Below are 13,458 nucleotides of genomic sequence, written 5' to 3'. Positions count from 1 at the left end.
CCATGGAAGAACTATCAATCGAGCTACAAAACTCTCCCCAGGCAAAGGCACGCTTCGAAGCCCTACCGCCCTCCCACCAACGAGAACATCTTAAGTACATCGAAAAAGCCCAAAAGCTAGAAACACGAAAACGCCGCGCTCAAAAGACGATCGAGACCCTACTAGGCAACGAGGCCAACCCATAATGCCACTCACAAGAGACCAATTAGCACAACGCGCCGCCCAAGAACTGCGCGACGGATACTACGTCAACCTCGGGATCGGCATCCCCACCCTGGTCGCAAACTACATCCCCTCGGGCATGGAAGTCATCCTCCAAAGCGAGAACGGCATGCTAGGCATGGGCCCCTTCCCCTACGCCGGTGAAGAAGACGCCGACCTGGTCAACGCAGGCAAACAAACCATCACCGAAATCCCCGGAACCAGCTACTTCTCCTCCGCAGACTCCTTCGCCATGATCCGAGGCGGCCATATCGACCTCTCCATCCTCGGCGCCATGGAAGTCTCCGAGCACGGCGACCTAGCCAACTGGATGATCCCAGGCAAAATGGTCAAAGGAATGGGCGGCGCCATGGACCTAGTCGCCGGAGTCAAACGCGTCGTCGTCGTTATGGAGCACGCCAACAAAGCCGGAGAAAGCAAGATCCTCCACCAATGCAAACTCCCCCTCACGGGCAAAGCCGTCGTCGATCTCATCATCACCGACCTCTGCGTCTTCGAGGTCACAAACGAAGGCATGATCCTGACCGAACTAGCCCCCGACACCTCACTCCAAGAGGTCCAGTCAAAAACAGAAGCAACCTACACCGTCTCCCCAAACCTTAAAATCGTCACAATCTAAAACCAAGTAGGCCCTTCAGCCCCGCACGGAACGGTCTCAAATCGGATTTGAGTACCATGGTGCGGGATGAAGTTTTCTATTTTGTTTTTAAGCGGCGTTTGTATAGCCGCAATCACAGGCTGCGGAGGGGAGGCAGGGACGGCAGCAACGTCCGCTCCCATCACCATGATTGCCCTCGCGGCAACTCCAAACGGCATCGCCTTCAAACAGTCAGGCTCAGTGACAGTCGGTACAAACATCGATAACTCATCGGCCCAACATGCAGCCAAGTGGAGCGGCTCCGCAAGAACATTCACCAACCTAGAGCCAGCAGGTGCCGAGATGTCCCGAGCGACCGGTGTATCAGGCACCAAAATAGTCGGATACGCACACTTCTCCGGGAAAAAACACGCCGGATTATGGTCTGGAGACGCCTCCAGCTTCCTCGACCTCCACCCAACCGGCTTCGACGAATCAGAAGCACTAGCAGTCTCCTCCACCGGCAAAACAGTGGGCTACGCCCAGATCGGCACCAACGAAACCCACGCAGGCTACTGGACCGGCAACGCATCCACCTTCGTCGAACTACACGCTGGCGCAGGCCTAAAATCCGCCGCGTGGGATATCTCCGGCAACAGCATCGTCGGCTACATCATCTACGGCACAGCCGAACATGCCACCCTCTGGAACACCACCGACCCCAACAGCAATATAGACCTCCATCCAGCAAACTCGGACGAATCGGCTTGCAACGCAGTCTCAGGCAACATCCAAGTCGGCTCAGCTAGCTTCGGAAATGTCAGCTACCCATGTCTGTGGAAAGGCAGCGCCGCAAGCTTCGTGCAACTAAGCCAGCAAAGCGGCTTCGCCATGGACATCGAAGGGAACTACATCGTCGGCTTCATCATGGATGGCCAAACCAGCCACGCCATGATCTGGAACGCAACCACCCACAACGCAATCGATCTCAACGCATACGCAGGCGCAAACTCCGACAGCCGAGCATTCGGCATCACCCTCACCTCATCAGGAGCAACAGTCTGCGGACGCACCGCCCTCACCCCCGCAATCTGGCAAATCCCAACCTCAGCCCTGCCGAAATAACCCTAACCAATCCCCTTCGTCGCCGCGACCACCATCGCATCCGCAAACCGATCAATCTCCTCCACCGTGCTATACACGTTCGGAGTCACCCGGATCCCGTTCACATAATCATTCACAATCGCAACCACAAAGATCGAATGCTTCGCCAACAACCAGGCCGTCAAATCCGCCGGCTTAATCCCATCAATGCCCACCGTCGTAATCGCACACGAATGCGAAGACCCCAGGTTTGTGCTGAAATGAACCTTCGGTAGCCCCTGGAGCCGATCGGTCCACCGCCGCCGCAAATACCGCAAACGAGCCTCTTTCCGCTTCATCCCCAGCATCTCGTGGAACGTAATCGCCTCCCCAATCGCGTTATGATTCGCCGCCGGATGCGTCCCGATCTCCTCATACTTCCGGATGTTGTCCACCTGCTCCTTCGTCGAAGCCATCATCGACCAAACATCCTTAATCCGGTTCTTCTTCACATAAAGCAGACCCGTCCCAACCGGCGCCATCAGCCACTTGTGCAAAGACGTCCCATAGAACTCACACCCTAAATCCGAGTTGTCATACTTGTACTGAACAAAGGCGTGCGCACCATCCACAATCACCGGAATGCCGTGCTTATGCCCCAGCTCCACAATCTGCCGAACCGGGAAGATCTGACCATTCAAGAACGACACCTGAGAAATAAGAATGAGCTTCGTCCTCTCCGTGATCCCATCCGCAATCGGCTGAATCAACTCCTTGTGATCCTTAGGAACAGTCGGCACCTTCACCTGCACCATCTTCACCCCTTCCCTCCGCTCACGCTGCTGAATCGTGGTGATCATGCGCGGGTAGTCAAAGTTGGTGGTCAAGATCTCATCGCCAGCATGAAGATCAAATCCATACAGCAAAGTCTCCAACGACTCGCTCGCGTTGCGGGTAATCGCAATCTCCTCCGCGTCCACCCCGAAAACACCCGCCAGCCGAGTCCGAACCGACTCAACCTCCGGCTCTAAAATCCGCCACATGTAGTTGCTAGGAGCCTGGTTGGAAAGCTCCAACTGACGCCGCATCACTTCCTGAACCACCCTCGGCGAAGGCGAACACCCACCGTTGTTGAAGTTCACCGTGTTCCGATCCAACGTAAACGCCTGCTGAATCTGCGTCCAAAACTCCTCATCCTGAGCCGCAACATCGGGATGATCCGTCACCCGAGCAACCAACCGCTCGACAATATCAAGCGTCTCATTCCGAAAAGCAATCCCAGCAGCACCAGCTAACAACAACTCACGTCGAGTGAACATGCAGCCCATTATAGGGGAACACCCCGCAAATCCAACCTGAGTTCTCAAGCAAGACGAAAACTAAGCCAAACCGCGAGGATTCGAACCCCGATACCGCCCCCGCCGAATCCACCGCCCAACAGTTCGAACCGCATGGCTGGCAAGAGTTCCGAGACTCAGCCACAGAGCGCACCAAAAGAGAGCATTTGCCGACACATCAACAGACAACATCAAGTCCTTCTTCGCAAGGTCCGGGAGACTCAAAGCACGTGCTTCTTCAAGTTCGCTGATCATCAAACTTAGTCGGCTGAGCCAATACTGATCAGCAGTGTCGAAGTAGCCGCGTCCCCAGTCCTATTTTGCTTCAGACAAGCTCCTCGCTGTCACTCCCTCAGGTGGGATTGAGTTTCCTTCAAAGAAACGCATCTCCAAACCCGCCGGCAAAATAACTTTGCCATTGATCAGGTACTTTGCAGGTACTTCATCAATAGTCCTAGCCATGCGGATAGCAAGGCTTGCGTCGTTGTTGTTTTGTATCAACTCAAGCCCGCGTGCTCGCTCCCTCTGAAGTTGAGACAGTAGTTTCGGAGTCTGCCCACGCGACACAAACTTGCTCGGATGCGAAGGTGCGGGATAGCACAGACAGGCCGACAAGAAAAAGCTACAAAAGACAAACAGTGCAAACACAGCCACCAACTGAACGCGAAAGAACTGACGGGCCACAAAGCCTGCAACAAACAAAAGCAGCGGACCGACAAAAAACAAGAGGAAAATTATTGGGAAGAAAGGAAGCAGCGCCTGCATCACTCCAAGGAGATAAGTCAGCCCAATCGCTACAGCAGGCCACCTGAAAGCTCGCCATGTAGATCGAACCCTTTGATGCTCCGCCACCAACCGCTTCGCCAGTGACTTCGCAGACCCAAACTGCCGAAGCACCAAGTCAATCTCATCCACCGTACTCGGCTGCGAATACGAAAACACCTCGTCCAAGTGGCTCCGACACTCCGCCCGAAACAACGGAATATCCTCAAGCGGCATCCCATAAATCTCAAGCTCCCGCACCAGCTGGTCCAGGTACTTCTCAATCGGATACGTGTAGTCCCGCACCACCTGCCGCCCCGAAATGAACGTCAAGTCAGGCTCAAACTCATGCACCGCTAGGCTCCCCCAACACAGCTGAGAAACTCGCCGCATAAGCGTTCCACTCCTGTCGAACCTCAGCCAACCGCCCACGCCCCTTCTCCGTCAGCGAATAAACCTTCCGAGCAGGCTTGCCTTCCTGAGGCTGCCACTCCGCAACCACCAACCCATCCAGTTCCAGCCGATGCAACGTTGGATAGATCTGGTTGTCCCCCATCTTTAACAACCCATCACTGCGCGCCTTGATCGCCTGCAGGATGCGATACCCATGCAACGGCCCATCCTGCAAAGCCCCCAAAGTCAACCCTTCCAGCTCCGACTTATATCCCACGATCTGAGTATAACTCACAAAATGATATATGCAGTCCCAACAAACAAAAACGCCGACCAAGGCAAAACCACCCCAGTCGGCGTCGAGCTCTAAGCTAGTCCGTTAAACGACAGACTTCCGAGAGATCTCCTGCCCCCGATTCCGGCCCACAGGCTTAACCGAAGCAACATTCTCCGGAGCATAGTCCAGAAGCTGCAACCAGTCCTCCTGCGTGTCCGACTTCGGAAAGATCTCGTTCTCCTTGAACTCCTGATTCGCAGCCTGCACCAAGTCAGCCAACGAAACCCCAGCCTCGCTCTCGCGGTTGCCATTACTCGCATCCGCAATCGCACGCTTAATCGCCGAGTCCTTCGCCCGATCCACAATGCTCTTCAAGATCGCTCCCGAAAGCATGTCCTTAAAGTAAAGCGTGTCCGAGCTTCCATTGCGCAGGAACACCTTCAGAAACTCCGTATCCTTGCTCTTCTGCCACAAATGAGCCGTCAGAGCCTCAATCAGTTCCTTCCGAGCGCAGTCCACTTCACCGTGGTTACTCGCCAACACTTCAGGGTCCAAAGGAATCCGGTCGTGCAGATAAATGCCCAGAATCTGAATCGTAGCTTCCTTATCCGGACGAACCACCTTCACCTTACGGTCAATACGCTCCGGCCTCAAAACTGCCGGGTCAATATAGTCCGGTCGGTTAGAAGTCAGCATCAACACCACGTTGTCCAGCGACTGCAAACCGTCCAACTCCGCACAGAACTGAGGCACCACCGTATTCGAAATATTCAAATAACGACCGCTAGACCGCGTCCGAAGCACCGACTCAGCCTCATCCATAAAGATGAAAACCAGCCGCCCTTCCTTCGCCTTCTCACGCGCCGTCCGGAAGATCTCGCGCACAATCCGCTCAGTCTCGCCCAACCACATGTTCAGGATCTTCGGGCCAGAGATCGCCATGAAGTACTCCTTCACCTCATGCCCAACCCGCTTGCTGTACTCCTGAGTCAAGTTGTAAGCCGTAGCCTTGCCAATCAACGTCTTTCCACACCCTGGAGGTCCATAAAGCAGAATGCCCTTGATCGGCTTCTTCTCAAACTTCTCAAAGATCTCGGGATAAAGCAAAGGCTGCTCAATGGTCTCCCGAATAAGGCCAATCGCCTCTTTCTGACCACCCACCTGATCCCAAGGAATCTCCGGCACCGTCTCCAAGAAGTAGTCCCGCGTGTCCTGCTTCTCGTAATGCTCCAGCGCAATACGTCCACTCGGATCCAACCGCACCTCGTCACCCGGATTAATCTTGGTATCCAGAATCGAGGCACCGCGAACCACCAGCCGACCATCCGACCCCGGCGTATCGCTTCCGACCCGCAGACGACCATCCGCCAACGTCTCGGAAACCTTGATGATCCCACCGTTCTGGCTGTGAGGAAGCACACCCACCACCGCAAAGGCGTCGTTCACCCGCACACGCGCACCCGTAATCAACTCCTCGCGATTCGTCGCCGGATCCACCTGCGACACATACTCCTGATCGCCAAGCGCGATCAACGCGAGCCGATCCTTGTCCTCAGGGTCGCCCAACCAGTGCAGAAAAACGCCAAGCCGGTTGGCAGGTGCCGTCAGCTTGTTGTAAGCCTCTTCATATTCGGCAAGCAGTTTCTGGACCTCTTCCTGGTCCTTCGTCTCGTTTTCAAGAGACGTCCTCAAAGCCGCAAGGTAGTTTTGCAGCCGAGGATTGTCTTTGGGAGCTTGCTCCACAATCATGTCGAGCAGTTCAATAGAACGTGCAGATTCGCCTGCCATAACAAATAGTACGACCGCCAGCGCAGAAGTTAGCAAGATCGCCAGAAGATTAGTCTAACGGCGACTAATCCACGGCAAGCGAAGACACAACGTGATCCACGAACTGCTTCACATAAGCAGCAATCCCCTGATCGCGATCAATATCCTTTTGGAACCGAGAAGCACGCAGATAAACCTCCGCAGGCTCCATCCCAACCGAACGAGCCACATCCGACTCGCACAAGCTGGCCTCACGCAACATCGTGTAGATCGCCATATCCTGAGTCGACACTCGGCTAAACTGCGCCCGGTGATGCTCGGCCGTCTTCAAAATCTTATGCTTCAGATCCCAACTGCTGTTATCTGCAAAGAACGGCTCCAACAACCCACAAGCCCGCAAAGTCGCCCGCGAATCCAACCAGTTGTTCCCAGAAAGCTTCAGTCGCTTCAAAACGCCAGAAAGCGTACGACCGTTCCCGTGCATCTGGAAAGCGATAATCCTCACCAAACTCGGTGAAAGCGCCAACCCCTCCGCAACACTCATCTGGCTCAGCAAAGTCACGCGCTCAGTCGGCTCCGGCGATGCCACACAAGCAATCGTCCAATCCCGCGTATTCGGCAGAAAATTCTTAACCTGGCGACTCACCTTAGGCAAAGTAAGCAGCAAGAATGTAGGCCGCCCACCCCGCACACGTCGCTCCAAAGCACACCGCAAAAGCGCTCGCTGCCTGGGCTTGTTAAGCACTTCCTGGCAGTCATCCAAAATCAGTGGCCCCTGTGCATCAAATCGGTGTGGAGCAGCAAGGTACTGCTGAGCCGTCACTGGCTCAACGTTCCGTCCCAACTGAGTATTCAACCGGAAGGCGACCGCTTCGGCGAGGTGAGTCTTGCCCCAGCCACTCGGTCCAATCAAGGCAACAAAAGTGTGTAAACCTGCAGAAAACAGGAGTGCCGCATCAAGCGCTTCAATATTTGAAGGCAGCGCCGCGATCGTGCCAAAGGATCGATCTGGTCGATCAAAAAGCACCTCTGAGAGCTTCAAGGGTCTATTGTCAGTATTCGGTTCGTTAACCAGACCCATCTTTCTTAATTTCCCCCCAAACCTGTGATTCAGCTTTCGCCAATCACACATTCATTGTTCAATAGGGAGCCAATTGGCGTCAAGTCGCAAAGATTGCCATGCGTCGAATCTAACCGAAAGACAAATGCTTCGATTTTCATCGATTTACTGCGTTTTTCGACGACTGAGACAAATTCAATAAAGTCCAGATATCCACCAGTTATCCACCTACCGGTGTTTAATTCTTTCCCAATAAGTTAAGGGATTGAACGTTGGGCTGGTTAATGGGGTATGGCAAGAAGTACAAGATTTCAGATCGAACTTTGGCAGTTTGAACTCACGCGGAGCCTTGGAATGCTGAGCACCCCCGCCATGACACGACTCACATCCAACATCAGCCAACTGAGGCGTTTGGAGCTGGGATAAATACCCGCCTTTCACCTCTAAACCCACTGAGTGGCATTTAAGGCAATCTGGGTCAAATTCTTGCCCATCATCCTTCAAAGTCTTCAAAGCATGGGCATGCGCCGTATGCTTCCAAACCTTCCCCGCCTCCTGGTGGCAACGAATACACTCCGCCGTCCCAGCAAACGCATCACCCGACCGCCGAGGCAGCTTCTCCACCAACCGCTCGGTCTGCACGCGCTTCAGGTAAGTCTTATAAAGCGCAGCCACCTTCGGATCGTCCTTATACTCCGGCCCAAGGTCAATAGCGCTATACCCCGAAGCCTTCCCGCCGTCCCATGAAAACCGAACCATCGCCTTGGCATGCTCCCCCGGCGTCACCAAAACCACATCGCCCACATGCTCAAGCTCCAAAGGCGCGTTACTCTCAGACCGATAAACGATCACACGGAGCTTCGGAAACTGCTGAGCCAACGCGACAGCCGCCTCATGGTCCCCATCAAAAATCAAAGCGGGAGCCAAATTCTCCGTGTTCTGCTCCAACAGCCGCTGAACACTCTTCTCAGGACTCAACGCCGTCTGCTGCAACGCCTTCCCGATCTCCGCATACCGAGCCGAAGCAGTCCCAACAATAAACGGCCCCTTCTGCTCAAAGGTAGGCAGCAAGTTCTCGCTAGACTCCACCAAACTGCCCGCAAGCATCCGGTTACCGCTAAGCCTCGCCAGCTGCTGCAACTCCCCAATGCCCAACCGAGCCTCAGCCGGAGTAACGGCCGCCGCCGTAGCCTCCACCTCGCGCAACGTCTGCGCCATGGTCTGAGCCTTCAGCACATCCTGCCGAGAAATCCCCTGGATCCAGTTGCCAGCATCCACCAGCAACGTATGGTCCCGATCCGGCACCATCCCAATAGCAGTCCCCAGCCTCCGAATACCGCCCGACATCGGCTTGGTACACCCACAAGGGGATAAATTCCCGCCTGCATCCCCCGTGATCAGCACAGTCCACGGCTTCTCCTCCGAAGGACGAAAAGCCGCACCCACCCCGACCAAAGCGAACAGCAGGCAGAGAAACTTCATTTCACAGTGCCGCCGACCGTGATCTCCACAATCGGCTGCTTAGGATCACTCGTCCTCACATGCAACGTAGCCTGCATATCACCCCGAGGCGCTTTGCCATCGTAATAGACCCGAATGCTGTACTCACTCCGGTCCTTCACCATCTTAAAGGTCGCCGACACATTCGGATTCGAAGAGTCAATCCCCTTGATATCAAACGGCTGCCCAGGACGGCTCACCAACGTTGTCGCATACTGCGGCTCAGAAATCTGCCCAAGATACAAATTGTCAGGCAAAGCCACAATTCCCTTCTGCACATAGAAGGTGTATGAGACATTCTTGAACACAGGATGATCCGTCAAAACGTTGATAGTCCCCGACGGTCGTCCTGGAGGTGTGTCCTTGCCAATCTTCACATGCAGCCGATACCCCTTCCGGTGCGTCACAGGCTCACCCATCAGCGGATCCGCAAAGTCCCCCTCACCCGGAGTCATGGTCACCGATCCAGCCACACCGTTCAACTCCGCCTTCAAGGGAGTCGCCGGAGTCCCAGTCGAGAAGTAGAGGAACACATCAGCCGATCCACCATTGTCCGGCAACAAAACCACATCCCCACCAGGACGGAACATCCGATACCCAGGTCGCACCTTAAAGTGAACCGGAATCACCTGAACCGGATGATCAGGATCGTTCGTGTACAAAGTCAGCCGCTTGTGGTGCTGCCCCACAAACTCAATCGTGCTGATATCAATCTTAAAGTCGGCCGTCTTCCCAGCTTCAACAGATGTCGGACCAGGCAATGTGAAACACCCACAATCAGGCTGCAACCGAAAATCGAGCGGCCCGTTACCCTTGTTCTGAATCTTGAACTGGAACGAAAGGGGTGCCCCCTGCTCCACAGTCCCTAAGTCGAACTCGTCCTTCTCAAGCCCACGCTCCGGAACAGCGACATCAACCTTCCGCTTCTCTTCCACTGCTTTTCGCAACGCACCAGAAAGAGCCAAACACCGAGCAATCGTCAACATCTCCGGACGAGAAAGCCCCGAAACCTGGCGCTGAGGATCATCAGTTCGGTACATCGTGGTCCCAGGCGCCGGATTCTCCGAAAGCCCGCAATACCGAGCCACCGCATAAAGAGCCTCCATATAAACCAGCTCCTTACTAACAGACTGCACAGGGCGACCACGGTTCAACCCAATCGTAAAGTTGACACTAGGCCCGTCCTTCATATAAACCGAAGCCATCGGCAAACCACTCGCCCCTGGATGAAGTTGCTTCGCAAATTCAATCCGAATGTCTCCAGATGCACCGCTCTTCACTTTGAAACCGGGAATCGTCTTATTCCAAAGCTCAAAAGACAAGTCACGAAACTCGGCATACGCCTCTTTGAACTCCGCCGGAACCAGTGAGTCGTTCCAACTCACCACGATCTCCTTCTTGGGCAAAAGAACAGCCAACTTGGCCGCCTCATCAAACTGACCCTTGTTCAGACTCGATTCAATAGAAATACAGAGCTTTTGAAACTCGGTGCTCGCCCCCATCGGCAACGCCGGAATGGGTTGAGACTGCCCCTGAAATACGGAGGCGATTAATAAGACCGCATGGATCATTCTTGCTAGAACCTACCTTGGCATGTGGCGAACTTGCCGCCTAAACGATTATTACGCGCCAATCGAGCGAATACTTCACGCCCAACCCGGATTCTCGATCACATAAAACGAAAAGAAGCCGGTACACCAAATAGGGGAGATCATTCGGCGACCAGCTTCAATAGAATTGACCGCAAACCGCGGCCAAAACGTTCATCAAAAAAAGCTATTCAATAAAGGCATCCTCAGCAGGAGCCTTCTTCAGAAACGCCTCAATAAACCCGTCAATCTCACCATCCATCACACCCGTGACATTAGGCGTCTCATGACCCGTTCGATGGTCTTTCACCATCGTGTAAGGCTGCATCACATAGCTACGAATCTGCCGTCCCCAAGCCGCCGGACCGCCATCGTTCTTAAGAGCATTAATCCGGTCTTGCGACTGCGCCCTCTCCAACTCAGCAAGCCGAGAAGCCAGAACCGACATCGCACTCGCGCGGTTCTTATGCTGACTTCGCTCGTTCTGGCAGTTCACTACAATCCCCGTAGGCAAGTGAGTGATACGCACAGCCGACTCCGTCTTGTTAACGTGCTGACCACCCGCACCGCCCGCACGCAAAGTCTCCACCTTCAAGTCCTCAGGGTTAATCTGAACCTCTGATTCCTCAATTTCCGGTAGAACCTCCACCTTCGCAAACGAGGTGTGACGGCGAGCATTCGCGTCAAACGGCGAGATGCGCACCAAACGATGCACGCCACCCTCAGCCTTCAAAAAGCCGTAGGCGTTCTCGCCCGAAATCAAAACCTGCACCGACCGATAGCCCGTGACATCACCCGGGGTCTCACTCAGCAACTCAACCTTGTAGTCATGATGCTCCGCCCAGCGTAAATACATCCGATACAAAATCGATGCCCAGTCACAAGCCTCAGAGCCACCCGCACCCGCGTTGACTTCAAGAATCGCGTTTCGACCGTCGTGCTCACCACTCAGGAGCGTTTTCAGTTCATAGGTGTCCAGCTGAGCCAAGAAGTCGAGCGCCATGCGATCAGCCTCCTTCTCAGTATCCGGATCATCCTCCCCACGAATCATCTCATAAAGCTCAGCGATGTCTCGCTCCAGCTTAATGAGTTCCTTCAATGGGTTTAAAGTGTTTCTAAGGCGAGAGAGCTTCTGGAGATTCTTGTTAGCATTCGCGGGGTCATCCCAGAAGGTAGGGTCCGAAGAGAGCTGTTCTAGCTCATTAATTTGAGATTGCAGGCGGGGTTCGTCAAAGATGCCCCCTAATAGCGTCCAGTCGCCCGCGTGACTTGGACAGCGCTTCCTGCTGGTCGAGACTCAGCATACCAACCAGAGGTTACCTCACATTTCCAAGTCAATCCGCCTAGGCTTCCAGTCGTCAGTTAATCTCCCATACAGGCTACTTAGGCTGTATAATTTCTTTGAGTTCTTTAAGTTGCTGCAAAGCTGTTGAAATTACTTTAGAATCGGCCGGGCCAAACTGACGTCGCTGACCGAAGACGCGCTCGGTGGGTGAGTCGAAGATGATTGAAATGCTCTTCGTGAGAAATTCGGCAAACTTAGCCTTGTCATCTGGCACCAACTCTTGAAAAGCCTCTGAAACCAAACGCCGATATGCCTCCAATGAAAGGGATATAGAAGATTTGAATGCGTATTCCTCTTTAAGGCGCCTTTCTCTACTATATTGCTGCAAGCAGAATGCACCAATAAGAACGGCTGGTATCCCCACGCCAAGTTTGATGTATATGGCAGCGTTCAATGTACTGACATCGCGAACATAGTAGGCTGTAAGAGCTATCGCAACGGTAAAAAAGATACCTGCCACGACTATCCATATCCAATGATTTTTTATTTGTCGTTGGCGTTCCTCAAATGCATGGAATAAAGTTATTCCCGTTGCCTTACTCAGTTTATCCTGGATATCCTGTTCAATTTTCAACAACTGCACCTGAAACTTATCAAATTCACTTGTCTTAGTATTCGTGAATTCGTCAATACTTGCACGCGTGGCTTCCATGAAAACATGCATGTCATTAGCCGTATTAGCCATCGACTCATCCGCAGAGTGAACCGATTCACGGAGCTTTTTCTCATATTCATCAACCCGGGCCAAAAAATCCTGAAGGCGCTGCTCGTGGACTGTGGCAGACTGCACCTTGGCCTCCACAATGGAAGCCCGATCTGAAATCAAGTTTGCCTGATTTTTCACGTCATCTGATGTCTTTGCAATGTCGGTCAGATGGCTTGTACTTTCCGCTTTGATACTGGATATTAATTGCTCAAGCGCTGTTGCACCGGTTTGATTTCGCGTTAGACCTTCCAAACTAACCTGTGCATCTGCTAGTACTTTACTCAAACTAACAATGATATTCCGCGCCTCTATTTCGCTGCCACGCACTCGTTCTAATTCTTTAGACAGGCTGTTGATCATCTCATTTTTAGACTCAAAAGCGAGAAGATTGTCTGACCGATAGCGAAATCCTCCTTGCCATATATCCATATGTAAACGATCTATTTCGTCTGTAAATCCAGACACTACATTATTACCTCCACTCATCTGCTGAAGATACTTACCGATGTTAACAAGTCTGCCAACAATCGAGTTTTGGATACTTACAGGTAGAGAGTCAAGAAGACCCTCAGTATCAGCCGCATTCAATTCTGCAAGTAAAATTCTAAAGATCCCAACCGCATCAGCGAACGGCAAGAGACCACCTGAGTTTTGCCAAACATTGTCATATACCAATTTAGATACTTGATCTATTAAATCGAATGCAGGTTCTTTCAGATGAGGTGTAATCTTGGACAAACTAGCTCCAGTCGTTAGCAGCCGAGTGTTAGTCTCCAGACTCACCAACTAGTTAGACGGACGATCCAAACAATAGAAAAGATTCGACCAAAATACTCAATC

Annotated in this window: 13 protein-coding genes; 3 read left to right on the top strand and 10 right to left on the bottom strand. The window is 53.1% G+C overall.

Features of this window, described 5'->3' with window-relative positions; all coding sequences use genetic code 11:
• The first annotated feature begins 2 nt into the window (after positions 1-2).
• The 3 genes from ACZ51B_RS14300 to ACZ51B_RS14290 all read left to right on the top strand — a co-directional run bounded on the left by ACZ51B_RS14300 (position 3) and on the right by ACZ51B_RS14290 (position 1,924).
• Positions 3-185: a YdeI/OmpD-associated family protein gene (locus tag ACZ51B_RS14300; protein WP_464294012.1), complete on the top strand. Its 183-nt coding sequence runs from the start codon at positions 3-5 to the stop codon at positions 183-185.
• Positions 185-841 (top strand): CoA transferase subunit B, encoded by a 657-nt coding sequence (locus ACZ51B_RS14295; protein ID WP_464294011.1) that lies wholly within the window; start codon positions 185-187, stop codon positions 839-841. Before ACZ51B_RS14300 ends, ACZ51B_RS14295 begins: the two co-directional genes overlap by 1 nt.
• Before the next feature lie 66 nt (positions 842-907).
• Entirely contained in the window at positions 908-1,924 is a 1,017-nt protein-coding gene (locus ACZ51B_RS14290) for a hypothetical protein (protein ID WP_464294010.1), read from the top strand.
• Positions 1,925-1,926: 2 nt separating this feature from the next.
• Here the strand turns inward: ACZ51B_RS14290 and ACZ51B_RS14285 are convergent, their stop codons facing one another.
• The 10 genes from ACZ51B_RS14285 to ACZ51B_RS14240 form a co-directional block, all read right to left on the bottom strand.
• Positions 1,927-3,201 (bottom strand): aminotransferase class V-fold PLP-dependent enzyme, encoded by a 1,275-nt coding sequence (locus ACZ51B_RS14285; RefSeq protein WP_464294009.1) that lies wholly within the window; start codon positions 3,199-3,201, stop codon positions 1,927-1,929.
• A gap of 60 nt (positions 3,202-3,261) precedes the next feature.
• A complete protein-coding gene (locus tag ACZ51B_RS14280) occupies positions 3,262-3,474 on the bottom strand; it encodes a hypothetical protein (protein ID WP_464294008.1) in 213 nt (70 codons plus the stop codon).
• A gap of 60 nt (positions 3,475-3,534) precedes the next feature.
• Complete coding sequence (locus ACZ51B_RS14275) at positions 3,535-4,374, bottom strand: hypothetical protein (RefSeq protein ID WP_464294007.1); 840 nt, start codon at positions 4,372-4,374, stop codon at positions 3,535-3,537.
• On the bottom strand, positions 4,328-4,669 hold the full coding sequence (locus tag ACZ51B_RS14270; RefSeq protein ID WP_464294006.1) for a PadR family transcriptional regulator: 342 nt from the start codon (positions 4,667-4,669) through the stop codon (positions 4,328-4,330). The genes ACZ51B_RS14275 and ACZ51B_RS14270 overlap by 47 nt, the downstream gene beginning before the upstream one ends.
• An 84-nt stretch (positions 4,670-4,753) precedes the next feature.
• Complete coding sequence (locus ACZ51B_RS14265) at positions 4,754-6,439, bottom strand: AAA family ATPase (protein WP_464294005.1); 1,686 nt, start codon at positions 6,437-6,439, stop codon at positions 4,754-4,756.
• 64 nt (positions 6,440-6,503) lie between these two features.
• Positions 6,504-7,460, bottom strand: coding sequence for a hypothetical protein (locus ACZ51B_RS14260; protein WP_464294004.1), 957 nt, complete (start codon positions 7,458-7,460; stop codon positions 6,504-6,506).
• A gap of 246 nt (positions 7,461-7,706) precedes the next feature.
• Positions 7,707-8,960, bottom strand: a complete 1,254-nt coding sequence (locus tag ACZ51B_RS14255; RefSeq protein ID WP_464294003.1) for a multiheme c-type cytochrome — start codon at positions 8,958-8,960, stop codon at positions 7,707-7,709.
• A complete protein-coding gene (locus ACZ51B_RS14250) occupies positions 8,957-10,549 on the bottom strand; it encodes a DUF1573 domain-containing protein (protein WP_464294002.1) in 1,593 nt (530 codons plus the stop codon). The genes ACZ51B_RS14255 and ACZ51B_RS14250 overlap by 4 nt, the downstream gene beginning before the upstream one ends.
• A gap of 205 nt (positions 10,550-10,754) precedes the next feature.
• Positions 10,755-11,871, bottom strand: a protein-coding gene (gene prfB / locus ACZ51B_RS14245) for a peptide chain release factor 2 (protein WP_464294001.1) whose coding sequence is annotated in 2 segments (ribosomal slippage) — positions 10,755-11,807 and positions 11,809-11,871 — 1,116 coding nt in all. Because the reading frame shifts where the segments join, the coding sequence is not laid out codon by codon here.
• A 75-nt stretch (positions 11,872-11,946) separates the two neighbouring features.
• Positions 11,947-13,356 (bottom strand): hypothetical protein, encoded by a 1,410-nt coding sequence (locus tag ACZ51B_RS14240; RefSeq protein ID WP_464294000.1) that lies wholly within the window; start codon positions 13,354-13,356, stop codon positions 11,947-11,949.
• Positions 13,357-13,458: the final 102 nt, after the last annotated feature.

Source organism: Fimbriimonas sp. LA-C6, assembly GCF_055398105.1.
The sequence above is the reverse complement of the archived record's forward strand: the minus strand, read 5'-3'. Positions and strand labels throughout refer to the sequence as shown.